Source organism: Cellulomonas sp. P5_E12, from assembly GCF_054049315.1.
On the sequence record NZ_JBFUMP010000002.1, the window covers coordinates 36,851 to 60,479 of the forward strand.

General features: G+C 72.6%; 17 protein-coding genes. 4 read left to right on the plus strand and 13 right to left on the minus strand.

Translation table 11 applies throughout. The annotated features are described in order from the left end of the window. Positions 1-23 precede the first annotated feature (23 nt). Positions 24-578, plus strand: coding sequence for an O-acetyl-ADP-ribose deacetylase (locus ACXJKA_RS01615; RefSeq protein WP_456823416.1), 555 nt, complete (start codon positions 24-26; stop codon positions 576-578). Positions 579-654: 76 nt separating this feature from the next. On the opposite strand, the gene ACXJKA_RS01620 is transcribed toward ACXJKA_RS01615, so the two are convergent. The 10 genes from ACXJKA_RS01620 to ACXJKA_RS01665 all read right to left on the minus strand — a co-directional run bounded on the left by ACXJKA_RS01620 (position 655) and on the right by ACXJKA_RS01665 (position 13,980). Continuing rightward, positions 655-3,423, minus strand: a complete 2,769-nt coding sequence (locus ACXJKA_RS01620; RefSeq protein ID WP_456823417.1) for a cation-translocating P-type ATPase — start codon at positions 3,421-3,423, stop codon at positions 655-657. Between the two features lie 111 nt (positions 3,424-3,534). After that, positions 3,535-5,637, minus strand: coding sequence for an MMPL family transporter (locus ACXJKA_RS01625; protein ID WP_456823418.1), 2,103 nt, complete (start codon positions 5,635-5,637; stop codon positions 3,535-3,537). A 165-nt stretch (positions 5,638-5,802) separates the two neighbouring features. Continuing rightward, on the minus strand, positions 5,803-6,855 hold the full coding sequence (locus ACXJKA_RS01630; RefSeq protein WP_456823419.1) for an aminotransferase class V-fold PLP-dependent enzyme: 1,053 nt from the start codon (positions 6,853-6,855) through the stop codon (positions 5,803-5,805). 23 nt (positions 6,856-6,878) lie between these two features. Further along, on the minus strand, positions 6,879-7,529 hold the full coding sequence (locus ACXJKA_RS01635; protein ID WP_456823420.1) for a SanA/YdcF family protein: 651 nt from the start codon (positions 7,527-7,529) through the stop codon (positions 6,879-6,881). Between the two features lie 41 nt (positions 7,530-7,570). Continuing rightward, positions 7,571-8,110, minus strand: a complete 540-nt coding sequence (locus ACXJKA_RS01640) for an alpha/beta hydrolase family protein (RefSeq protein WP_456823421.1) — start codon at positions 8,108-8,110, stop codon at positions 7,571-7,573. Continuing rightward, positions 8,107-8,913, minus strand: coding sequence for a Cof-type HAD-IIB family hydrolase (locus ACXJKA_RS01645; protein WP_456823422.1), 807 nt, complete (start codon positions 8,911-8,913; stop codon positions 8,107-8,109). Before ACXJKA_RS01645 ends, ACXJKA_RS01640 begins: the two co-directional genes overlap by 4 nt. Before the next feature lie 12 nt (positions 8,914-8,925). After that, the gene (locus ACXJKA_RS01650; protein ID WP_456823423.1) at positions 8,926-10,170 is read right to left on the minus strand and encodes an allantoate amidohydrolase; all 1,245 of its coding nucleotides are present in this window, start codon (positions 10,168-10,170) and stop codon (positions 8,926-8,928) included. Next, positions 10,170-11,384: a pyridoxal-phosphate-dependent aminotransferase family protein gene (locus tag ACXJKA_RS01655; RefSeq protein ID WP_456823424.1), complete on the minus strand. Its 1,215-nt coding sequence runs from the start codon at positions 11,382-11,384 to the stop codon at positions 10,170-10,172. The genes ACXJKA_RS01650 and ACXJKA_RS01655 overlap by 1 nt, the downstream gene beginning before the upstream one ends. After that, positions 11,381-12,904, minus strand: coding sequence for an AtzH-like domain-containing protein (locus ACXJKA_RS01660; RefSeq protein WP_456823425.1), 1,524 nt, complete (start codon positions 12,902-12,904; stop codon positions 11,381-11,383). Before ACXJKA_RS01660 ends, ACXJKA_RS01655 begins: the two co-directional genes overlap by 4 nt. Beyond that, positions 12,901-13,980 carry an acetamidase/formamidase family protein gene (locus ACXJKA_RS01665; protein ID WP_456823426.1) on the minus strand — a complete coding sequence of 360 codons (1,080 nt, stop codon included), beginning with the start codon at positions 13,978-13,980 and terminating at the stop codon, positions 12,901-12,903. The genes ACXJKA_RS01660 and ACXJKA_RS01665 overlap by 4 nt, the downstream gene beginning before the upstream one ends. Positions 13,981-14,009: 29 nt before the next feature. Between ACXJKA_RS01665 and ACXJKA_RS01670 the strand changes: the two genes are divergently transcribed. Then, entirely contained in the window at positions 14,010-14,690 is a 681-nt protein-coding gene (locus tag ACXJKA_RS01670; RefSeq protein WP_456823663.1) for a YoaK family protein, read from the plus strand. A gap of 4 nt (positions 14,691-14,694) precedes the next feature. Here ACXJKA_RS01670 and allB read toward each other — a convergent pair whose 3' ends face one another. Further along, entirely contained in the window at positions 14,695-16,035 is a 1,341-nt protein-coding gene (gene allB / locus ACXJKA_RS01675) for an allantoinase AllB (RefSeq protein ID WP_456823427.1), read from the minus strand. A 599-nt stretch (positions 16,036-16,634) separates the two neighbouring features. Between allB and ACXJKA_RS01680 the strand changes: the two genes are divergently transcribed. Continuing rightward, positions 16,635-19,220 (plus strand): ATP-dependent Clp protease ATP-binding subunit, encoded by a 2,586-nt coding sequence (locus tag ACXJKA_RS01680; protein ID WP_456823428.1) that lies wholly within the window; start codon positions 16,635-16,637, stop codon positions 19,218-19,220. Positions 19,221-19,458: 238 nt separating this feature from the next. Next, positions 19,459-20,880, plus strand: a complete 1,422-nt coding sequence (locus ACXJKA_RS01685; protein ID WP_456823429.1) for a serine hydrolase domain-containing protein — start codon at positions 19,459-19,461, stop codon at positions 20,878-20,880. Here ACXJKA_RS01685 and ACXJKA_RS01690 read toward each other — a convergent pair. Both ACXJKA_RS01690 and ACXJKA_RS01695 read right to left on the minus strand, forming a co-directional pair. Next, positions 20,873-22,081 (minus strand): MIR domain-containing protein, encoded by a 1,209-nt coding sequence (locus ACXJKA_RS01690; RefSeq protein ID WP_456823430.1) that lies wholly within the window; start codon positions 22,079-22,081, stop codon positions 20,873-20,875. The two genes, ACXJKA_RS01685 and ACXJKA_RS01690, sit on opposite strands and share 8 nt — an antisense overlap. A 223-nt stretch (positions 22,082-22,304) precedes the next feature. Beyond that, complete coding sequence (locus tag ACXJKA_RS01695) at positions 22,305-23,621, minus strand: ABC transporter substrate-binding protein (RefSeq protein ID WP_456823431.1); 1,317 nt, start codon at positions 23,619-23,621, stop codon at positions 22,305-22,307. Between the last annotated feature and the right edge of the window lie 8 nt (positions 23,622-23,629).

A 23,629-nucleotide genomic window follows, 5' to 3' on the forward strand; every position in this document is an offset into this window, starting at 1 on the left:
GTCCGACCCCGGATGATTGCCTCATGCGCATCGAAGCCGTCCAGGGCGACATCACCACGCAGGACGTCGACGTCATCGTCAACGCCGCGAACTCCTCCTTGCTCGGCGGCGGCGGCGTCGACGGAGCGATCCATGCGGCCGCCGGCCCCGAGCTGCTCGCCGCCTGCCGGGAGCTGCGACGGACCACGCTGCCCGACGGGTTGCCCGTGGGTGACGCCGTCGCGACGCCGGGGTTCCGGCTGCCGGCGCGGTGGGTCGTGCACACCGTCGGGCCGAACCGGCACGCGGGCCAGACCGACCCCGTCCTGCTCTCGTCGTGCTTCGCGCGGCCCCTCGAGCTGGCGGTCGAGCTCGGCGCGTCGAGCATCGCGTTCCCGGCCGTGAGCGCGGGGGTGTACGGGTGGGCCGTCGGCGACGTCGCGCAGATCGCCGTCCGGACGGTGCGTGCCTGGCGGGAAGGGGCCGACGCGGGCTGGTCCGACGGACACCCGCGGCCGGACGGCGTCGAGCTCGTGCGGTTCGTGCTCTTCTCCGTGGACGCCCTGGAGGCCTTCAGGACGGCGCTGAACGGCCGTTAGCGCCCGCAGGACGCCGGAACCGCACGGCGGGCGTCGCCGTGCGGTTCCGGGACTACGACCTCCTACGTCCGGCGGCTCACACCCGGGCGCGCACCGGGCTCACCGTCTCCTGCGTGTTCAGGACGACGGGTGCGGCGGCGCGGCGTCGCTTGACCAGCTTGTCGAGCTCCGCGACGACCGGCAGCAGCAGCGCGAGGCCCAGGCAGGCCAGCCACTGCCCACCGGACAGCGACTGGGTCGTGAGCCACCCCTGCAGGAAGTCCAGCTCGGTCGCCAGCACGACGAGGATCACCGGGGCCGAGAGCACCTTCACCGCCGTCAGCAGGGGGGCGGCGAGGCCCGACTCCGGCTCGCGCCGCAGGACCAGCCCGGACAGGACCGAGCCGAGGCCCATGACCACGAACGCCATCGTCATCGACGCCGTCGGGGTGTCGGCGGCCGGGGTGTCCGGGCCGAACACCAGCGGGATGCCCGAGGAGATGCACAGGACCAGGCCGTAGAGGATCCAGCGGCGAACGGCGTAGCCGTTGCTGATGCCGATCTTCGGGTCGCGCGGCACCCGGTCCATGATCCCGGGGCCGACCGGGTCGAGCATGATCGCGATCACCGGGAACACGGCGACGAAGAAGTTGAGGAACAGCACCATCATCGGGGTCATCGCGACGCCGTCGGCGATGTCGAAGATGCTGGCCGCCAGGAACAGGACCACGAGCCCGATCAGCTGGCTCATCTGGAAGCGGATGTACGCGGTGATCTTCTGGTAGATGCTGCGCCCCAGCTCGACCGCGTGCACCAGGGTGCTGAAGTTGTCGTCGGTGAGCACCAGTCGGGCCGCCTGCTTGGTGACCTCGCTGCCGGAGCCCATCGCGACACCGATGTCGGCCTGCTTGATCGCGGCGGCATCGTTGACGGCGTCGCCTGTCATGGCGACCACCAGGCCCTGGCGCTGCATGAGCTGGACCAGCCGGAGCTTGTCCTCCGGGGTGACCCGGCCGAACACGTGCAGGTTCGGCAGCCGCTCCAGCAGCTCCTCGTCCGTGAGGCTGGCCAGCTCGGGTCCGCTGATCGCTCCCGGGCCGAGGCCCAGCTGCTTGCCGATCGCGCTCGCGGTCACCGCGTGGTCGCCGGTGATCATGCGGACCTCGATGCCGGCCTTCAGGGCGATCTCGACGGCCACCTTGGCGGTCGGCCGCAGCGGGTCGACGATGCCGACCAGCCCGACGAACACCAGCTCCTCGACGTAGGACATCGGGTCGGCGACCAGGGGCGCCTCGTCGGCCGGCGTGAGGAACCGCGTCGCGAAGGCGAGAGTGCGCAGACCCTGCTCGGCGAGCCGCTCCATCTCCGCCTCGATGTCGGCGCGCATGTCCTCCAGCGGGACGGTCTGGCCGGGACCCGCGAGGGCGTGCGTGCAGCGTTGCAGCACGACGTCCGGTCCGCCCTTGACCACCTCGACGAGAGACCGGTCGCCACGCCAGGGCAGCCAGTGGGCCGTCGCCATGAACTTGTACGCCGAGTCGAACGGCACCTCCGCGACGCGGGGGTACGTCCGGCGGCTCTCCTCCGCGTCGATCCCCAGCTTGGCGGCGAGCACCACGAGTGCGGCCTCGGTCGGGTCGCCGATGACGGCACCGTCATCGGACACCGTCGCGTCGCTGGCCAGGCACAGGCCGTACGCGAGCGGCGTCAGGTCCGGCACGGCAGCGCCGGCGGTCTGGAGGATCTTGCCCGTCTTCGCGTAGCCGCTGCCCTCGACGGTGAAGTGCTGACCGATCGTGTACAGCGCGGTCACCGTCATCTCGTTGAGAGTCAGGGTCCCCGTCTTGTCGGAGTTGATCGAGCTGGTCGCCCCGAGCGTCTCGACGTCGTTGAGGTTGGCGACGACCGCCTTCGCGTCGGCCAGCTGGCGGGCGCCGTAGGCGAGCATCGCCTGCACGAACGTGGGGAGACCGGTCGGGATCGCGGAGATGGCGACCGCCGTCGCGAGGAACAGCAGGTCGCTCGCCGACTGGCCGCGCAGGACGCCGATGAGCACGATGACCGCGACCGCACTCCACGCGATGACCCCGAGCACCTTGGTCAGCTTGTCGAGCTCGCGCTGCAGCGGCGACTTCGTCTTCTCCACCGACGACAGCAGCGTGGCGATGGTGCCGATCTGCGTCGTCATGCCCGTCGCGGTGACGAGCATCGTGCCGGTGCCGCGGGTGACCGACGTGTTCTGGAACGCCATGTTGGCGCGGTCGCCGAGCGGGACCTCTTCGTCGGCGAGCGTGATCACGTCCTTGCCGATGGGGGTGCTCTCGCCGGTCAGCGCCGCTTCCTGCGTCTCCATCGTGGCCGTCCGCAGCAGCCGGCCGTCGGCGGGCACGATGTCGCCGGCCTCGAGCTCGACGATGTCGCCGGGCACCAGCTCGTGGGCGGGGATCTGCACCAGGGCACCGTCCCGCCGCACCCGGGACTGCGGCTCCTGCATCGTCGCCAGCGCGTCGACGCTCTTGCGCGCGAGCATCTCCTGGCGGGCGCCGATGACGACGTTGATCACCACCAGGAAGCCGACGATGAGCGCGGTCGACCCCTGCCCGATGGCCGCGCTCACGGCCGCGACGGCGATGAGCATGATGTTCATCGGGTCGCGCAGCTGCTGGAAGACCACGGACCACACGGACGGTGCGGCCTGCGCGGTCAACGTGTTCGAGCCGTACCGGTCGCGCCGGGCCGAGACCTCGGCGGCGGACAGCCCTGTCGAAGGATCGGTGACGAGCTCCGCGGTCGCGGCCTCCGGGTCGAGCGCCCACCACCTGGTGGCGGGCGCGGTGGGGGTCTGGGTCTCAGCGATCTCGGTCACGTCAGCTCCTGGCGCGCGGGGGGCCTGCGAGGGCCCCGGCAAAGGGCCCTGCGCAGACGCTATCCCGAGATGCCCGGATCGTCTGGACGATCCGGGCATCTCGCGTGCCGATCAGCCGACCGGGACGGAAACCTGCTGCTCTGCGGGCACAGGCTCGGCCCGCTTGCTCAGCGCGCTGGGCCACCACATGGTCTTGCCGATGTCGAGGTTCAGCGCTGTGACCAGCACGGACCGGACCACGAGCGTGTCGAGGAGCACGCCGAACGCGACCGCGAACCCGATCTCGGCGAACGCCACCAGGGGCAGGGTGCCGAGCACCGCGAACGTGCCCGCGAGCACCAGGCCGGCCGAGGTGATGACCCCGCCTGTGGCCGCGAGGCCCACCAGCGAGCCGCGGTGGTGCCCGATGCGCAGCGCCTCCTCCCGCACCCGGGTCATGAGGAAGATGTTGTAGTCGATCCCCAGCGCGACCAGGAACACGAAGACGAAGAGCGGGAACGACGTATCGGCCCCGGCGTAGCCGAAGGCGTACTTGAACACGAGCGCACTGATGCCGATGGCGGCGCCGAACGAGAGCACGACGGTGCCGACGAGCACGAGCGGGGCGACCACCGCCCGCAGCAGGATCATCAGGATGACGAAGACGACCAGCAGGATGATCGGGATGATCAGCCTGTTGTCCGCCGACGAGGCGCGCTGGACGTCGAGGTTGACGGCCGTGGTCCCGCCGACGAGCGCGTCGGCCGCCGGCACCGCGTGCACGGCGTCGCGCACCCGGTCGACCGTGGCGTAGGCGTCGTCGCTGTCGGGTGCCGAGGTCAGGGTGCCCTCGATGTACGCGAGGTCGCCCTTGAGGACGGGCTCGGTGATGCTCGTCGGGTCGATGCCCTCGACGTCGGCGAAGACGGAGCCGACCTCGGTGGCCTGGTCCGCGTTCGCGATGACGGCGACGGGCGAGCCGGCGCCGCCGGGGAAGTGGGCCGAGAGCACCTTCTCGCCCTCGATCGACGGCTGGACGCCGCTGAACGACTCCTCGGTGGTCAGGCCGGTCGCGTTGAGCGCGACGATGCCGAGGCACGCCACGGCGAGGGCAGCGGACGTGCCGACCCACGTGGCGCGCGGGCGGCGCTCGATGCGACCGCCGACCCGGGCCCAGAAGCCGTGCACGGACGGCTCGTCGTCGCCGAGCCGCGGGGTGCGCGGCCAGAAGATCCACCGGCCGCACGTGACCAGCAGCGCGGGCAGCAGCGTGAGCATGACGAGCAGGGCGACCACGATGCCCACCGCGGCCACCGGGCCGAGACCCGCCGTCGAGTTCATCGTGGCGAAGAGCAGGCACAGCATGCTGATGGCGACCGTGGCACCGCTCGCGATGATCGCCGGGCTGGCCCGGTGCAGCGCCAGGGCCATGGCCTCGTGCCGGTCACTGTGCTTGCGGAGCTCTTCCCGGTATCTCGCGACGATCAGCAACGCGTAGTCGGTCCCCGCGCCGAACACCAGGACCGTGAGGATGCCGGCGCTCTGCGCGTTGACGGTGAGGTCGAAGTTGTCCGCCAGCAGGTAGATGACGGCCTGCGAGACCGTCAGCGCGACGCCCGCGGAGATGACGGGGAGCAGCCAGAGGATCGGACTGCGGTAGGTGATGAGCAGGATGACGATGACGACCGCGACGGCCGCGTACAGCAGCGTGCCGTCGACGCCCTCGAACGCCTTCGACGAGTCGGCGGCCGAGCCGGCCGGGCCGGTGACGTAGACGTCGAGCCCGTCGGGGCCGTCCTCGGCGGTCGCCCGCAGGTCCGTGACGGCGTCGGCGGCGAGGTTCCAGCCGTCCTTGCCGAGGTCGAGCGGGACGATGATCTGCGCCGCCTGCCCGTCCTCCGACGGGATCGGGCCGACGACCTGCCCGTCGAGGGTGTCGAGCGTGCCGAACTCCTGGGCGTCGGCCTGGATCGCCGCGAGGTCGTCTGGGGTCAGGCCCGAGGCGCGCGCGTAGACCATGACGGCGGGGATGGTGTTGGCGGACACGAAGCTGCCGGCGACGTCGAGGACCTCGGTCGACTCGGCGTTGGACGGGAGCCAGGACTTGGCGTCGTTGTCCTGCGCGCCCGTGAGCTTGCCCGCGAGCGGACCCAGCAGGGCGACGACGACGAGCCAGAAGGCGATGACGGCGAACTTGAGGTAGCGATGGGTGATCCATCCGGCGACGTGAGACATAGCGATTCCTCTGTGGGGATGTCGACGACGACTGGGAGGGGCGGCTCGCGCGACGGGTGATACCGCGTCGGGGCGCCGGTGCCGGTGCTGCTGTGATCCTAGGATTCCGGCGCCGTCGGGCCCAGGGATATCAGGGAGACCCCCGAATCGACCCTCAGGTTCCCCTCAGGAGTTGCTCAGGGCAGCCACAGCCTGGGCGACGTCGGYGGCGTCGTTCCAGACGTGGAACGCCAGCCGGACGCCGCCACCCCGGCCGGCCGCGCGCGTCCCGGCGGCGGCGAGGAGGGCTCGTCGGGTCCCCGCCGCGTCGTCGGGCAGCGCGACGATCGCGCTGCCGCCCGGCTCCAGGCCGAGACCCGCGCGGAAGATGTCGGCCAGGCCCACGTCGTGGCGCCGGACCTGCTCGGCGTCGGCGTCGGCGAAGGCCTCGAGCACCGGCACCGCGCCCACCCAGCACAGCCACGCGGGGGAGACGTCGAGCCGCCGGGCGTCCCGCGCGAGGACCATGCCGGGGCCGTAGACCGACGACCAGATCTCCTCGCCCGCGTACCAGCCGGCGTTGCTGGGCCGCAGGTCGGCGAGGAGCTCGGGCCGGACGGTCATGAAGGCGGTGCCGCGCGGAGCCGAGAGCCACTTGTAGGCCGAGCACACGGTGACGTCGAACCGGTCGGCGTCGACGGGCAGCCAGCCGGCGGCCTGCGTGACGTCACAGAGGGTGCGGGTGCCCGCGGCGGTGGCCGCCGCGATGATCGCGTCGACGTCCGCGACCCGCCCGTCGAGCGACTGGACCAGCGCGAACGCGACCGTGTGCGTGGTCGGCCGGATCGCCGACGCCAGCTCCTCCAGCGCAGCGTGCCGGACCGTGACGCCCCGGTCGGCCTGGGCGAGGAACGGGAAGACGACCGACGAGAAGTCGCCGTCGACCACGAGGACCTCGGCGCCGTCCGGCACGGTCGCCGCGACGACGCCGACCAGGGCGGACGTCTGCGAGCCGATGGCCACGCGCGACGGATCGGTCCCGACGAGCCGCGCGTACGCCGCGCGGGAGGCCACGACCGCCTCGTCGTAGACCGCGAGGTCCGCCTTGCCCGCCGCCCAGATGTCGATCGCCTCGTGCATCGCCTCCGCGGTCGCTCGCGCCGGCAGCCCGCAGGTGGCGGCGTCGAGGTAGCCGGGCACGCGCGTGAACGCGGCGCGCAGGGTGGTGAGGGTGTTCACGGACACGATCGTCGCACCCGGCGTCAGCGCGCGAGGGCGTCCTGCACGGCGGTCTCCTGCGGTCCGGGGTACACGGGGTCGCGGCCGGTCACCGCGTCCCACGCCGCTCGCCACGACGCCGGCAGCTCGCGGGCGCGCCACGTGAACGCCTGCACGGGCCGCACGGAGGCGGACGAGACGCCCACGCCGATCACCGAGATCCCCGCCTCGGTGCAGGAGAACAGGGCCCGCCGCAGGTGGTAGTCCTGCGTCACGACGACTGCGGCGTCGACCCCGAACACGTCGTGCGCGCGGACGCAGGAGTCGTGGGTGTCGAAGCCGGCGTGGTCGCGGACGACGTCGTCCGTCGGGACGCCGTGGGCGACCAGCCAGTCGAGCATCGCGGTGGGCTCGTCGTGGTCGGTGCGGGCGTTGTCGCCGCTGACCAGGACGACGTCGACCGCGCCGCGCGCGTACAGCTCCCGGGCCGCCTCGAGCCGACGGGCGAGGTACACCGACGGACTGCCGTCGGGCCGGAGGCCGGCGCCGAGCACGAGCGCGACGGACGTCGGCCGCACGTCGTCGGCGGCCCGCACCTCGGTCTGGCCGACGCCCTGCACCCACACGATCGGCGTCGCCACCAGCACGAACGTGGCCGCGACCGCGATCCAGGTGGCGCGACGGCGGGTGCTCACGGACGGAGCGTAGAGCGGCGGACCGGGCTCGGGAGGGCGTTTCAGTCAAGGATCGAGAGCGTCGCGAGCCAGTCGCGGACGGCCGCGGCCACGGCGGCCTGGCTGGTCGGCAGGTGCGGTCCCGGCAGGAAGACGGTGGTGACCGGGCCGGGGATCGCGGCCAGGTGCTCGGTCAGCTCCGCCGGCGAGCCGAACGGGTCCGTGGAGCCCGAGACGGCCAGGACCGGCACCCGGATGTCGGCCAGGTGCGCGATGCGCAGGGTGGTCGGCCTGCCGGGCGGGTGCAGGGGATAGGACAGGAGCACCAGGCCGGCGGCGGGGAGGCCGGCGGCGACGGCCATCGAGCACATGCGGCCGCCGAACGAGCGGCCGCCGAGCACGACGGACTCGGTGCCGACCCCGAGGGAGGCCGCGAACGCCGACGCCTGCTCCCGGACGCTGGCGATGGCGGGCGCCGCGGTCTTGGGGAGGTCGACCCGCAGGACGGGCAGCGGGGCGACCGCCTTCTCGACCGCGACCAGCGCGGGGCTCGTGCGGCTCCCGCCGAAGCCGGGGGTGAGCAGCAGGCCCGCGGCGGTCACGACAGCCCCAGCACCGAGCTGATCGTGCGGACGACGCCGTTCTCCGTGTTGGCGGGTGCGACGAAGCGGGCGTGCGCGCGGACGTCGGGGTGCGCGTTGTCCATCGCGAAGGACCAGTACGCGGCGTCGAGCATGCCGATGTCGTTGAAGTAGTCGCCGAACGCCATGGTCTGCGCGGCGCTGACGCCGAGGGCGGTCTGGACCGCGCGCAGGGCGTGGCCCTTGTCCGCGGTCGGGCTCATGACGTCGACCCAGTGCTCACCGGAGACCAGGGCGTCGAACGGCTGCAGCAGCGGACCCGCGCCGGTGGCCGCCGAGCCGAAGTCGTAGACGGCGACCTTGAGCACGTCGTCCTCGACCGCGAGCAGGTCGTCGACCACCTCGAGCTTCGCGTAGTACGGCGTGGCCTGGTCGAGGAACGCGTCGTCGGTGCGCTCGACGTGGGCGGAGCGCTTGCCGCACAGGACGATGCCGAGGTCCAGGTGGGTCGCCGCGCGGACGACCTCGATCGCGGCCCGGGCCGTGGCCAGGGACAGGCCGTCCGAGCTGACCTCCTCGTCGTGCTGCACGACGTAGGAGCCGTTCTCCGCGATGTACACCAGCTCGTCGCGGCCGAACTGGCGCCGCAGGGTGGCGTACTGCCGACCGCTCGCCGGGCACAGGCGGATCCCGCGGCGGTCCAGCTCGTCCAGCAGCGGCCAGAAGTCGTCGTGGATCTTCTTCTCGTCGTCGAGCAGCGACCCGTCCATGTCGACGGCGATCAGCCGGATGTCGGGCACGGGGTCGAAGGCGAGGGGCTCCACCGGGCGATCCTCTCAGGCGGCCTCGCGGGCCAGGTGCTCGACCGTGGCGGTCAGCGCCTGCAGGCCGGTCTCGACGTCCGCCAGGCTCACGCCCTCGTCCGGGTGGTGGCTGATGCCGTCAGGGTTGCGCAGGAAGAGCATCCCGACGCCGGTGACCGCCCCGATCGCCATCGCGTCGTGGCCCGCGCGGCTGAACAGCGCGGGGACGTTCCGGCGGCCGGTGTCCTCGATCCCGGCCCGCACGACGTCCTGCAGCAGGGCGTCGCACATGACCGCGGGCGCCTCGTGCAGCTCCCGCGCCGACCAGGACAGGCCCCGGCGGCCGGCGATCTCGTCGAGCTCCCGGGTGATGGAGCCCCACACCCGGTCGCGGTCGTCGTCGTGCTCGCCGCGCAGGTCGACCGTCAGCCGGGCCTCGCCGGGAACGACGTTGACCGCGCCCGGGAACGTCTCCAGGCGGCCGACCGTGCCGATGATGTGGTGCTCCGCCCGGCACAGCCGCTCGACCGCGAGCGCGACCTCGCTGGCGCCGAGCAGCGCGTCGTGCCGCTTCTCGTACCGCGCGCCGCCGGCGTGCCGGGCCTCGCCGTCGATCTGCACGGCGAACCGTCGGGCGCTTGCGATCGAGGTCACGACGCCCAGTGGGGCGCCGCCGTCGTCGAGCTCCGGACCCTGCTCGATGTGCGCCTCGAGGTACCCCGCCAGCGATTCGGGTGAGCGCGCGGCCGCACCGATGCGGCCGGGGTCGAGGCCGAACTCGCTGAACGCGGTGCGCAGCGAGGTGCCGTGCTCGTCGGTGAGGTCCCACCACGACTCGTTCCACTTCCCGGCCATCGCGGAGCTGCCGAGCAGGGCGGTGCCGAACCGGGCCCCCTCCTCGTMCCAGAACGCGACGACGTCGAGCCCGAACCGCAGGGTCGCGGCCCGGGGCTTGAGCGCGCGGACCACCTCGATCGCCATGAGCACGCCCAGGATGCCGTCGTAACGGCCCGCGTCGCGGACCGTGTCGAGGTGCGAGCCCAGCAGCAGGGAGGGCGCCTCCGGGTCCTGGCCGTCGAGGTGCCCGCAGAGGTTGCCGGCCGCGTCCTGCCACGTGTCCAGCCCCACCTCGCGCATCCAGCGCGCGGCCACCCGGTTCACACGCGCGTGCTCGGGGGACAGGTAGACGCGCTCGATCCCGCCGGTCATCGACGTGTAGGTGGCCAGCTCGTCGCAGCGCGCCATGATCCGTCGGGCCGCGGTCCTGACGTCGAGCATCAGGCCGCCCACGAGGCGTACGCGGCGTCGACCCCGCCGCCGGCCGGTACCCGCGCGCCCGCCCGGCGCAGCACCTGCTCGAGGGCGGCCAGCGTGACCAGCACGGTGTCCAGGCGGGCGTTGGCGCCCATGGTGCCGATGCGCCAGACGCGGCCGTGCAGCGGGCCGAACGACGTGCCGATCTCGATGCCGAAGTCCTGGAGCATCGCGCCTCGCGCGGCGTCGCCGTCCACCCCGTCCGGGATCTCGACGGCGACCACGTTGTTCATCTTGTGCGCGACGTCCCCGAACACCTGCAGGCCCAGGCCGCGGACGCCCGCGAGCATCGCCGCCCCCGCCCGCCCGTGCCGGTCGATGACGGCCTGCCGCCCCTCCTCGAGGATGATCCGGGCGCACTCCCGCGCGGCGTAGAGCATGCTCGTCGCCTCGGTGTGGTGGTTGAGCCGCCGCGGACCCCAGTAGTCGAGGACCATGCCGAGGTCGAAGTAGTTGGAGTGCACGGGCTCGCCGGTGTCCTCGTCGGACTCCTCCCGGATGCCGGCCTCGATGCGGCGGCGGCCGCGGATCACGTCGACCGCGCGGTCGGACAGGCTGATCGGCGCGCTTCCCGACGGTCCGGACAGGCACTTCTGCAGGCCTGCGGTCGCGGCGTCGATGCCCCACGCGTCCATCTCGAACGGGTTGCCGCCCAGGGACGCGGTGGCGTCGGCGTAGAGCAGCACCCCGTGCTTCCGGCAGATCGCGCCCAGCTCGTCCAGCGGCTGGTTCATCGTCGTGGACGTGTCGCCCTGCACCATCGCGAGCAGGTGCGGCCGGACGCGGACGATGGCCTCCTCGACGGCCGCCGCGGTGAACACCTGGCCCCACGGCACCTCGATGGTGTGCACCTCGGCCTGCGCGCGCATCGCGATCTCCGCCAGCAGGTGCCCGAACCGGCCGAACACCGGGACCAGAACGCGCTGCCCGGGGCGCACGAGCGAGACGATCGCCGCTTCGATCCCCGCGCGAGACGTGCCGTCCACCAGCAGGGTCGCCTCGTTGCTCGTCGCGAAGACCTCGCGGTACAGCGCCATGGTCTCGGTCATGTACCCGGTCATGACGGGGTCGTACTGGCCGATCAGCGGCGTGGACAGCGCCCGCAGCACGCGCGGGTCGGCGTTGACCGGCCCGGGGCCCATGAGCAGGCGGGGTGGCGGGTTGACCGGGGCGGTCATGCAGGGCCTCCAACGGTTCGTGCTAGGCGCAGGGAGCGGGCGTGGCGGACGAGGGACAGGTCGGTGCCGCGGGGGCCGACGAAGCAGACGCCGACCGGTGCCGGCCCGAGCGCCGACGGGAACCGCAGCGCGGGGACGGACAGGGCGGGCAGGCCGCCGACGCCGGCCAGGGCCGTCATCCGCAGGGTCGCCGCGCGCACGAGGTCGAGCTCCTCGGCGCTCGCGGTCCGGGCGGGGGCCGGGCCGGGCGTGGTCGGCAGCACGAGGACGGCCTCGTCGACGATCGCGCGGATCACCTCAGCGAGCCGCTCGACCTCGGCGCGGGCGGACTCCTCGTCCGCGGCCGTCACCTGGCTCGCGATCGCGAACCGCTCGCGGACGCCGGGGCCGACCGCGTCGGGGTGCGCCGTGAGCCAGGCGCCGTGCGCGCGCCACGCCTCGGCCGCCTGCAGCACGCGGAACGCCTCGAACCACTCGTCGAGCGGGCCGACCTCGATCTGGTCGACGGTGCCCGCGGCCCAGGCCTCGAACGCCTCCCGGGTGGCCGGCTCCACCAGCTGCAGGACCTCGACCGGCACCACCCGGCGGGCCGGCAGCAGCGGGGCGTCGTCCTCGAGGCACCAGGTGGCGACGGCCTCCAGCGTCGCGCCGTCCCGGGTCAGCCAGCCGACCGTGTCGAACGACGGCGCGAGCGGCACCATCCCCTGCCGCGGGACCAGCCCGTGGGTGGTCCGTAGCCCCCAGAGGCCCTGGTACGACGCGGGGACTCGGATGGACCCCGCGGTGTCGCTGGCCAGCCCGACGTCGGCCTGCCCGGTCGCGACCGCCGTCGCGGGCCCGCTGGACGAGCCGCCAGGCAGCGCGCCCGGCACGGCTCCGTTGGCCGGGGTGCCGTAGTGCGGGTTGGCGCCGGCGATCGAGTAGGCGAGCTCGTCGGTCCGGGCCAGGCCGCGCACCGAGGCCCCGCCCTTGAGCAGGTCGAGCACCACGGGGGCGTGCTCGCGCTCGCGGGCGGCCTCGCGCAGCCAGGTCGGGTTGCCGGCGCCGACGCGGTAGCCGCGGACGGCGAACACGTCCTTGACCGCGACGCGCAGCCCGAGCAGCGGACCCTCGAACGCGCCCTGGTAGAGCGGGTCGCCGACCGTCCGCCACACCGACCGGTCGAAGCTCGGCGTGCGCCCGGTGACGTGCGCGGCGGTGATGCGCCAGCGTCCGTCGGCCAGCTGCCACACCTGGGTGTGCAGACCCGTCCCGCCGCCCTCGTAGCGCGAGGTCGCGACGATCAGCCAGCAGTCGTCGGCGAGCCTGCGGGACTCCACGCGGTCCAGCACACGGGGCGCGATGCCGCCGCGGGCGACGCGGAACGCGCTGATGGCGTCGTGCCCGACGAGCAGGCCGCTGCTGTCGCCGCGCATCGTCTCCGGCCCGGGCGCGAACGCGTCGTCGAGCGCCGCGACGTCGTCGTCCGCGAGCGCGCGCTCGTAGGCGTCGAACGCCTCCTGCAGGTCATCGGGGATCACGTCGGAACCCTCTCGAAGTCGGCTTTGCGGATGCGCGCGTGGGCCCCGCAGACCTGGTCGACCACCTGCGAGATGTCGATGTCGGTGGCCGCCGACAGGTACGCGTACGCGAGGTGCTCGTCGAGTCCCCAGCGTGCCTGCAGGAGCGCGAGCGCGGCCCGGACGCACTTCTTGACGGCCTCGGTCAGGTCCTTGTCCAGCCCGGTGGGGACCAGGTAGTCCGGCGTCTCGACCAGCGGCCCCTCGAACGGACCGAACCGCGCGAGCGCCTCGATCGCGGGGACCACGTCGAACCGCAGCGTCACCCGCAGCGAGGCCTCCAGGGCGGTGAGCGCGACCTCGCCGTCGCCCTGCGCGAAGTGGGGATCGCCCACGTACGCGAGGGCGCCCGGCACCTGCACCGGCAGGTAGAGCGTCGTGCCCACCTGCAGCAGGTTGATGTCGATGTTCCCGCCGTGCGCACCGGGCGGCACGGAGTGCGGACGCTCGTCGCCGGCCACCGCGACGCCCATGATCCCGAGGAACGGTGCGAGCGGGAACTCGATGAGCCGCTCCCCGCCCTCGACCGCCGGCAGGCGGCCGACGAGCTCGCCGTCGCGTTCGCCGACGGTCGCGAAGACGGAGACGTTCTCCGGCCCGCGCGGCAGCTCGCCCGGCAGCGCGCCACGGCCGTGCCGGTTGGAGATCACGCCGTACGGCACGCGGGGCGTGGTCTCGAGCACGGTGATCACCAGCAGGTCGCCCGGCTGCGCACCCTCGACATGGATGGGGCCGGTCACCACGTGCGGGCCGTCGTGCGCGGAGCGCGTCAGGGTGCCGACGATCTCGACGGCGTCGGTCAGCACGTCCTGCGGGGCGACCCCGTGGCCGGTGAAGAACGCCAGCGGGTCGCTGCCCTGGTCGTCGAGCAGGCCCTCGTGGCTGACCGTGTCGATGGTGACCTCGCTGCCGGCCGCGACCCGCAGCACGGGTGCGTCGGCCGCGCACGGGAGCCGGCCCCACAGCACCGTGGCCGGCGTCGACGGCAGGTAGGCCGCCCGGATCGCGCCCGTGCCCGGCTGCAGCGTTGCGCTCATCGGTCCCTCACCCCCACCATGACGCCGTGATGAAGACATGGGACGACGCCCGCCGCCACCTGGTGCTCATGCTGGCACTGACCTTCACGACGGGCATCGTCGACGCCGTCGGCTACCTCGGGCTGGACCGGGTGTTCACCGCGAACATGACCGGCAACGTGGTCATCCTCGGCATGGCGCTCGCGGGTGCCGACGACCTGCCGATCCTCGGCCCGTTGCTCGCTCTGGCCGGCTTCCTCGGCGGCGCGGCCCTCGGCGGCCGGGTGCTGCGCACGGCACCGGCCGGCTGGTCGCACCGCACGAGCATGACGTTCGCGGCGACCGGGGTGCTGGCGGTCGCGCTCGGGGTGGGCGCCCTCGTGGTCCCGCCCGAGCAGGGCACCGCCTGGGCGCTCGTCGTCACGGCCCTGCTCGCCGTCGCCATGGGCCTGCAGGCCGCGACCGCGCGCCGACTGGCCGTCAAGGACGTCACCACGGTGGTCGTGACGTCCACGCTCACCGGGCTCGCGGCGGACAGCCGGCTGGCGGGCGGCACGGGCGACGGCTGGGCGCGGCGCACGCTGGCGGTGGCGCTGATCCTGGTGGGCGCGGGGGTCGGTGCGCTGCTGCTGCGCGTGGGCGGCGACCAGGGTGTGGGCGTCGGCATGCTGTTCGCGGGCGTGCTCGCCCTCGTCGCGGCCGGTCTCGGCCACCGGCACCGCGAGGCCTGAGGGCTCACGCACGCGCGGCCTCCGGCAGGAGGACACGGCCGGTCCCGGGGGAGGTCACGATGCCGCCCTCGACCACGGGCGAGCCGTGCAGCCACACCGTGCGGACGGTGCCGGCCAGGGTCGCGCCGTCGTACGGCGAGACCGGGTTGCGGTGCTCGAGGCGGTGCACATCGACCACGCGCTCGTCGTCGGGCGCGAACGCCACGAGGTGTGCGGGTGCCCCGACCGCCAGCACGCCGAGCCCGTCCAGGCCGGCGACCTGCGCCGGGCCGGTGGTGAACAGCGGCAGCAGCGCCTCGAGCGGGATCCCACGGGCGCGCGCCTCGGTCCACACGACCGACAGGCCCAGCTGCAGGCCGGCGATGCCACCCCACGAGAGCCCGAAGTCGGCGCTCTTGAGGTCCGCGGTGGACGGTGAGTGGTCGGACACGATCGCGTCGATGCTGCCGTCCAGCACGGCGGCCCACAGCAGGTCCTGGTTGGCAGTGTCGCGGATGGGCGGGCAGCACTTGAACTGCGTCGCCGCATCGGGCACGTCCTCGGCCCGCAGTGCCAGGTAGTGGGGGCAGGTCTCGACGGTCAGCGGGAGGCCCTCGGCCTTCGCCGCGCGGATGAGGTCGAGCGACCCGGCGTCGGACAGGTGCAGCACGTGGGCGCGGGCTCCCGTGCGTCGCATCGCGTCGATGACGCCGGCGATCGCGTGCCGCTCGCTCAGGGCGGGGCGGCTGGCCAGGAAGTCGGCGTACCGCGGCCCGAGGGCGCCGTCGCCGTGCAGGTCGGCGGGGTCCTCCGCGTGCACGATCAGCACGCTGCCGAGCGCCGCGACCTCGGCCAGCGCGAGCTCGAGGCGGTCGGCGTCGAGGTACCCGAACTCGTCGACACCCGACGGCGTGAGGAACGCCTTGAACCCCCGGACGCCCGCGGCGTGCAGGGGGCCGAGCGAGCCGAGGTTCTCCGGCACGGCGCCGCCCCAGAACGCCACGTCGACGCTGAGCTTGCCGTCGGTGGCGGACCGCTTCGCGTCGAGCGCGGCGACCGTCGTCGTGGGCGGGATCGAGTTGAGGGGCATGTCGACGAGCGTCGTCACTCCGCCCGCCGCGGCCGCCCGGGTCGCGGACGTGAAGCCCTCCCATTGGGTGCGGCCCGGCTCGTTGACGTGGACGTGGCTGTCGACGAGGCCGGGGAGCAGGACCTCGTCGTCGGCGAGCGTGACGACCGTCGCCCCGGGCGGCACGGGGCCGTCGACCGCGGTGACGACGCCGTCGGTCACGTGGACCTCGGCCGGGCGCAGCGCACCGTCGATCCAGGCGCGGCGGGCGCGTACGACGAGGTCAGGCGAGGTCATCCAGGCTCCTTGCGGTCGTCTGCTGCGCCAGGCTACGGCCACCGTGCGTCGGCGCGGACCACCCAACCTGCGATCGATTTCGGGTGTGTGAACAGCGGGCGTCTGTCATGAGTCCCTGGGCGCGACGAAGGGCCGAGCCCGCGGCCCGACCCTTCGCGTGTGGAGTCAGTGCCCGTGACCGTGGAGGTCGACCCACCTCCCCGCCGAGCGTGACGTAGGCCGTGCCGCGGATGAGCTGGAACGACACGGGCTGGTTGAGCCCGTCCGCGATGAGCTCGAGCGACCCGTGCCGACCGACCCGGAACAGCTGCCCCGTGCTCGGCGCTGAGGGTGAGCCCGCCTCGCCGCCCAGCGGCCAGTCGCCCTGCGCGAGCGCGTAGAGGGCATGCCCGGGGCCGACCTTCACGGGTCCGCCCTCCGTCGCGCTGGTCGAGCGCTGGGCGATAGGTGACCCCGGGCAACCCGGCGACGTCGTCACGCCTGCGGCGAACACGGGCAGTCGAGGCACCACCCCGCCGTTAGCATCGATCAACGCCGCTCGTAGAACCCCGGTGCGCCAGCCCGGGGATCGGTGGGCACGCAGCTCGTGAGGAGTGCACATGTTCGAGAGATTCACGGACCGAGCCCGTCGCGTGGTCGTCCTTGCCCAAGAAGAGGCACGGATGCTCAACCACAACTACATCGGCACGGAGCACATCCTGCTGGGCCTGATCCACGAGGGTGAGGGCGTCGCCGCCAAGGCCCTCGAGTCGCTCGGCATCTCGCTCGAGGCCGTCCGCGCCCAGGTGCAGGAGATCATCGGCGAGGGCCAGCAGGCTCCGTCGGGCCACATCCCCTTCACCCCGCGCGCCAAGAAGGTGCTCGAGCTGTCGCTGCGCGAGGCGCTGCAGCTGGGCCACAACTACATCGGGACCGAGCACATCCTGCTCGGCCTGATCCGCGAGGGCGAGGGCGTCGCCGCCCAGGTCCTCAACAAGCTCGGCGCGGACCTCAACCGCGTGCGCCAGCAGGTCATCCAGCTCGTCTCCGGCTACCAGGGCAAGGAGCCCGTCGCCGCCGGCGGTCCGCAGGAGGGCCAGCCCTCGGGCAGCGCCGTCCTCGACCAGTTCGGCCGCAACCTCACGCAGGCTGCGCGCGACGGCAAGCTCGACCCGGTGATCGGGCGCGAGAAGGAGATCGAGCGGGTCATGCAGGTGCTGTCCCGCCGCACCAAGAACAACCCGGTCCTCATCGGGGAGCCCGGCGTCGGCAAGACCGCCGTCGTCGAGGGCCTCGCGCAGGACATCGTGCGCGGCGACGTGCCCGAGACGCTCAAGGACAAGCAGCTCTACACGCTGGACCTGGGCGCACTCGTGGCCGGCAGCCGCTACCGCGGTGACTTCGAGGAGCGCCTGAAGAAGGTGCTCAAGGAGATCCGCACGCGCGGCGACATCATCCTGTTCATCGACGAGATCCACACCCTCGTCGGTGCGGGTGCCGCCGAGGGTGCCATCGACGCCGCGAGCATCCTCAAGCCGATGCTGGCGCGCGGCGAGCTGCAGACCATCGGTGCCACCACGCTCGACGAGTACCGCAAGTACGTCGAGAAGGACCCGGCCCTGGAGCGTCGCTTCCAGCCGATCCAGGTGGCCGAGCCCAACCTGCAGCACGCGATCGAGATCCTCAAGGGTCTGCGCGACCGGTACGAGGCCCACCACCGCGTGTCCATCACGGACGCCGCGCTGGTCGCCGCCGCCACCCTGGCGGACCGGTACGTCAACGACCGCTACCTGCCGGACAAGGCGATCGACCTGGTCGACGAGGCCGGCGCCCGCCTGCGCATCCGCCGCATGACGGCTCCCCCGGAGCTGCGCGAGCTCGACGAGCAGATCGCCGAGACGCGCCGCGACAAGGAGTCGGCGATCGACGAGCAGGACTTCGAGAAGGCAGCCCGTCTCCGCGACGCCGAGAAGCAGCTCGGTCTCAAGCGCGTGGAGAAGGAGAAGGCCTGGAAGTCCGGCGACCTCGACGCGGTCGCGGAGGTGGACGAGGAGCTCATCGCCGAGGTGCTGGCGATCGCCACGGGCATCCCGGTGTTCAAGCTCACCGAGGAGGAGTCCAGCCGCCTGCTCCACATGGAGGAGAACCTGCACAAGCGGGTCGTCGGCCAGGACGCCGCCATCAAGGCGCTCTCGCAGGCCATCCGTCGCACGCGTGCGGGCCTCAAGGACCCGAAGCGTCCCGGTGGGTCGTTCATCTTCGCCGGCCCCACGGGCGTCGGGAAGACCGAGCTGGCCAAGGCGCTCGCGGAGTTCCTGTTCGGCGACGAGGACGCGCTCATCCAGCTCGACATGTCCGAGTTCTCGGAGAAGCACACGGTCTCGCGGCTGTTCGGCTCGCCCCCCGGCTACGTCGGGTACGACGAGGGCGGCCAGCTGACCGAGAAGGTGCGGCGCAAGCCGTTCTCCGTGGTCCTCTTCGACGAGGTCGAGAAGGCGCACGCGGACATCTTCAACTCGCTGCTGCAGATCCTCGAGGACGGTCGCCTGACCGACTCGCAGGGCCGGGTGGTCGACTTCAAGAACACCGTCATCATCATGACCACGAACCTCGGCACCCGGGACATCGCCAAGGGCCTCATGACCGGCTTCCAGGCCGGCGGGGACCTCTCGACGTCGTACGAGCGCATGAAGTCCAAGGTCAACGACGAGCTCAAGCAGCACTTCCGGCCTGAGTTCCTCAACCGCGTCGACGACGTGGTCGTGTTCCCGCAGCTGTCCCAGCCGGAGATCTTCGCGATCGTCGACCTCATGGTCGCCAAGCTGGACAAGCGCCTGCGGGACAAGGACATGGCCATCGAGATCACGCCCGCGGCCAAGAAGCTGCTGTCGGAGAAGGGTTACGACCCGGTCCTGGGTGCTCGGCCGCTGCGCCGCGCGATCCAGCGGGACATCGAGGACGCGCTGTCCGAGAAGATCCTGTTCGGCGAGCTCAAGGCGGGCCAGCTGGTGATCGTGGACGCCGAGGGCGAAGGCCTGCTCGGGGAGTTCACGTTCCGCGGCGTCCCCAAGGGCGCCACGGTGCCGGAGCCCGTCGCCGTCGGTGCGGCGTCGTCCTACGGCACGCCGACCTCGGGCACCGACCTGCCCGCGGCCGGTCCCGCCGTCAGTGACGGCGGCGCGGGCACCCTGCCCCAGGTGGGCTGACACCGCACGCACGACGAAGCCCCGGTCCGCTCGGCGGGCCGGGGCTTCGTCGCGTCCGGGGTCGGCCTCGACCCGCAACGTCCGCACTCGTGCGGCACAGGACCCGCCGGAGCGCGGACGTTGCGGGAACAGCCTGCGCAGCGTCCGCTCTCGTTCGGGTCCCGAGCCGATCGAGTGCGGACGTCCCGGGGCGTGTGGTTCCGCGCGGCTGTCGGGCGCCGGTGGCAGGGTGGGGCGCATGCCAGGACTTCGACGACTGCCCCGATCCACGCCCGAGGAGCAGGGGGTCGATCCTCGGGCTCTGCTCAGCCTGGTCGACGCCCTCGAGGCCTGGCCGGAGCTCCACTCGCTGATGGTCGTGCGGCACGGGGCCGTGGTCGCGGAGGGGTGGGCGGCGCCGTTCGCGTCGGACCGGCTGCACGAGCTCTTCTCGCTGAGCAAGAGCTTCACGTCGACGGCCGTCGGGTTCGCGGTGGCGGAGGGGCTGCTCACCGTCGACGACCTGGTGCTCGACCACTTCTCGGCGCCGGCCGCGCCGAGCGAGAACCTCGGGCGCATGCGGGTGCGCCACCTGCTGACGATGACGGCCGGGCACGACACGGACCCGACGCCGCGCGTGCAGGAGACGGACGACTGGGTGGCCGCGTTCCTCGCGGAGCCGGTGGAGCACGAGCCCGGCACGTTCTTCGTCTACAACACCGCGGGCACGCACATGCTCTCGGCCCTGGTGCAGAAGCTGACCGGGCAGCGGCTGCTCGACTACCTCGGCCCGCGGCTGTTCGAGCCGCTCGGCATCGAGGGTGCGACGTGGCTGCAGTCACCGACGGGGATCGACGCGGGCGGCACCGGCATGTCGGGGACCACGGAGGACGTCGCGGTCCTCGGGCAGCTCTACCTGCAGGACGGGATCTGGGACGGGCGTCGGGTGCTGCCCGAGGGGTGGGCCGCGCAGGCGACCGCGAACCAGGTGCCGAACGACGGCAACCCGGACATCGACTGGGCGCAGGGCTACGGCTACCAGTTCTGGCGCGGGCGGCACGACAGCTACCGCGGCGACGGCGCGTTCGGGCAGTTCTGCGTGGTGCTGCCCGCGCGGGACGTGGTCGTGGCGATCACGTCGGGCGTCGGCGAGATGCACGGCGAGCTCGCGCTGGTCTGGGAGCACCTGCTGCCCGGTCTGGCGGACGGGCCGCTGCCGGACGACCACGCCGGCCGGCGGCTGCTGACGGAGCGGCTGGAAGGCTTGCGCATCGACCCGCCGCACGGTGCTCCGACCACCCCGACCGGCGACCGCCTGAGCGGGCGGACCATCAACTTCGAGCCGAACACGCTCGGCATCCGCAACGCGGTGCTCGAGGTGGGCGACAGCCACGACCGGCTCACCGTCGACCACGAGGACGAGACGGTGATCGTCTCGGTCGGGCACGCGCTGCCGGCGCTGACCCGCACGACGCTGCGGCGGCGCGATGCCGAGGACGTCCTGGTCAGCGGCGCGTGGACGAGCCCGGACACCTACGTGCTGACCTTCCGGTTCGTCGAGTCGCCCTTCGTCGTGACGGCCACGGCGACGGTCGCCGGCGACGCCATGGTGGTGGAGGGCGGGTTCAACGTCGCCTTCGGGCCGGCCGACCTGCCGATGCTCCGCGGCACCGTCAGCTGAGCTCCAGCACCGTCCACCAGTCGTTGACGTCGCGCTCGGCGTAGGCCGTGACCTCCTGCTGTCCGGCGGTCAGTCGGGTGTCGGAGGCGTGGTGGGAGTGCAGCGCGGCGTTCGTCGCGACGTGCACGAGACGGACGCGGGCGCCGGCCGTCCACGGGCGGTCGTCGATCACCTCGACCCGCCAGTCGGCATCGGCGTCGGCGGTGTCCGTCGCGCTGACCTCCTGCTGGTGGGAGAGGGGCGACGGGATCCCGGCCGCGCTGCGGAGCCACCGGCCCGTCGAGACGTGGCGCAGCCGGACGACCGAGCCGTCGCGCAGGTCCGTGCCGGCCGGGGCCCCCGCGGTGCCGACCAGCAGCCAGCGGTCGTTGTCGTCGGCACCGCCGAAGGCCGTGACCTGCTGCAGCCCGTCGGACCCAGGGTGCACGTACCAGCGGTCGTGCGAGTGCAGCGTGAGGCCGGTCCATACGTGCGAGAGCTTGACCGTGTCGCCGGTGGACACCTGGTCCTTGACCTCGGGCGCGCGGGTGGTGAGGACCCGCGGGCGCTTGGGCGTGTAGTCCTGCACGAAGAAGCCGCGCCACCGGTGGCCGTTCGAGGCGGTCCAGTCGTGCTGGTCCCTGTCGGAAGTGAGGGTCACGGGCCTGCCGGGGGTGTTGTTGTCGTGGATCTGCACGGTCGCGCGGCCGGTGGTCCGGTCCTGCTCGTAGCCGTACGCGATGACCTGGTGGTTGTCGCCGATGGCGGCCAGCGAGCGGGCGACGACGAGCCCGAGCACGACCGGGCGGCCGGCATCGATCGACCGCATGACCCGGGGGAGCTCCTCCTCCTTGGTCCATCGCGTGACGCCCTTGAACACCCACGTCTCGTCGTCGGAGTGCATGGACCACGTGACGAACTTGGCGGCGGACCCGGTGAAGAACGAGTCGCGCAGGCGCTGCGTGAACAGCTGCGCGAGCCAGTGGCTGTCGGGCGGGACCCGTCCGGGCGCCCACAGGTCGGAGCGCCAGCGGGGGACCGGCTGCCCGGCGAGGAAGTAGTCGAGGGCCGCGTACGCCATGCCGCCGCAGCGGCCCGCCGTCGTGATCTTCGCGCCGTTGGGCAGCGTGAGCACCTCGTTGACGAACGCGTTGGGGAACGCGAAGCCGTGGGTGACCGGGTCGAACGCGACCGCCCGTCGGGTGAGGACCTGCTCGGTCATCGACGTCCCTCTCGTCCCGCGAGCCGCACCTCCACGTGCGGCAACCCCCGGTGTCGAGGGTGCCACGAAGGAGTCGCCGGGAACGGGTGAGATACACCGACGCAACGTCCGCAGATTCGGTCGCGAGGACGCTCGAACGTGCGGACGTCCGCCTGGCACACAGCAACGTCCGCGCTCCCGGGGGAGGAACCCGGGAGCGCGGACGTGGCAGCTGGTGATGGGGTCAGCTGATGGCCGACTCCACCTCGAGCGTGAACTGCTTGGCGGCGTCTGCCGGCGTCATGCGGCCGAACAGCACCTCCTGGTTGATGCGGCGGGTGATCTCGGCGACCTGGCCGGCGCCGACGGGCGGGACCGCGGGTCCGTCGACGATCTCGTCCTCGAGGTCGGCCAGGAAGTCGGCGGCCTGCTGGTCGGTCGCGGAGAACTTCGACTGCACGGCGGCGCGGACGTCGGTGTTGGCGGGCAGGCCCCGGTCGGAGAGCAGGATGTCGCCGGCGGCCTCGTCGTTGAGCAGGAAGTCGACCAGCAGCGCGGCCTCCTTCGGGTGCTCGGACTTGGCCGCGACGGAGTAGAACATGGCCGGCTTGAAGTACATGCCGGTGCGCTCCTCCTCCGACTCGCCGGGGACGCGGAGCAGCTTGAGCTCCTTGCCGGAGGCGTTGGTGATGGCGGTCAGCTGGTTGGTCCAGAACCACGCCATGGCCCCCTTGCCGGTGCCGACCAGCGACTGCTCGGGACCGCCGGCGTCGACCTCGACCGTCGTCGCGGCGTCGGGCTCACCGCCGCCGGCCTGCAGGTCGAGCGAGTACTGCCACCAGTCGGCGAGCGTCTTGTCGTCGTACCCGAGCTTGCCGTCCTTCGTGTACAGCGACTCCCCGCGCTGGCGGGCGAAGATCGAGAACCCGGGCTCGTTGAACCCGTAGTCCTGCGCGCCCCAGACGGACTTGCCGGTGGCGGCGGAGATCTTGTCGGCGGTCTCGACGTAGTCGTCCCACGTCCAGGTGGAGTCGTCGGGCATCTCGACGCCGGCCGCCGCGAAGGCCGCCGGGTCGGCGACGATCGCGTAGGCGTTGACGCCCGTGGCCACGCCGTAGAGCTTGTCGTCGATGGTGCCGGACTGCAGCACGTTCTCGTCGATCTTCGAGGTGTCCAGGCCCAGCTCGTTGAGGTCCGCCAGCACCCCGCGGGAGGCGTAGTCGTTGAGGAACCGCTCCTCCTGCGTGATGACGTCCGGCGCGTCGCCGCCGGCCACGGACGTGCCCAGCTTGTCGAAGTAGCTGTTCCAGTCGGTGTAGTCGGGGACCACCGTGATGTACGGGTACTTCTCGGTGAACTTGTCGAGCACCTGCTGGGTCAGCTCGTGCCGGGTGTCCGAGCCCCACCACGAGAAGCGGATCTCGACGGGCTCCGGCGGGCCGGACGACGTGGGCGTGGCCGCCGGCTCGTCGGACGAGCCGGACGAGCCGGCGCAGGCGGTCAGGGCCAGGGCCGCGACGGCCAGCAGGGCACCTACGCGGAGGGACGGTCGGGGGCGCATGGATTCTC

Excerpts from the sequence above, each read along its gene's own strand:
- ACXJKA_RS01690 (WP_456823430.1), bottom strand. The coding sequence starts at position 22,081 with ATGACCGAGCAGGTCCTCACCCGACGGGCGGTCGCGTTCGACCCGGTC.
- ACXJKA_RS01695 (WP_456823431.1), bottom strand. The coding sequence starts at position 23,621 with ATGCGCCCCCGACCGTCCCTCCGCGTAGGTGCCCTGCTGGCCGTCGCG.
- ACXJKA_RS01665 (WP_456823426.1), bottom strand. The coding sequence starts at position 13,980 with ATGAGCGCAACGCTGCAGCCGGGCACGGGCGCGATCCGGGCGGCCTAC.
- ACXJKA_RS01670 (WP_456823663.1), top strand. The coding sequence starts at position 14,010 with ATGAAGACATGGGACGACGCCCGCCGCCACCTGGTGCTCATGCTGGCA.
- ACXJKA_RS01655 (WP_456823424.1), bottom strand. The coding sequence starts at position 11,384 with ATGACCGCCCCGGTCAACCCGCCACCCCGCCTGCTCATGGGCCCCGGG.
- ACXJKA_RS01680 (WP_456823428.1), top strand. The coding sequence starts at position 16,635 with ATGTTCGAGAGATTCACGGACCGAGCCCGTCGCGTGGTCGTCCTTGCC.
- ACXJKA_RS01615 (WP_456823416.1), top strand. The coding sequence starts at position 24 with ATGCGCATCGAAGCCGTCCAGGGCGACATCACCACGCAGGACGTCGAC.
- ACXJKA_RS01625 (WP_456823418.1), bottom strand. The coding sequence starts at position 5,637 with ATGTCTCACGTCGCCGGATGGATCACCCATCGCTACCTCAAGTTCGCC.
- allB (WP_456823427.1), bottom strand. The coding sequence starts at position 16,035 with ATGACCTCGCCTGACCTCGTCGTACGCGCCCGCCGCGCCTGGATCGAC.
- ACXJKA_RS01685 (WP_456823429.1), top strand. The coding sequence starts at position 19,459 with ATGCCAGGACTTCGACGACTGCCCCGATCCACGCCCGAGGAGCAGGGG.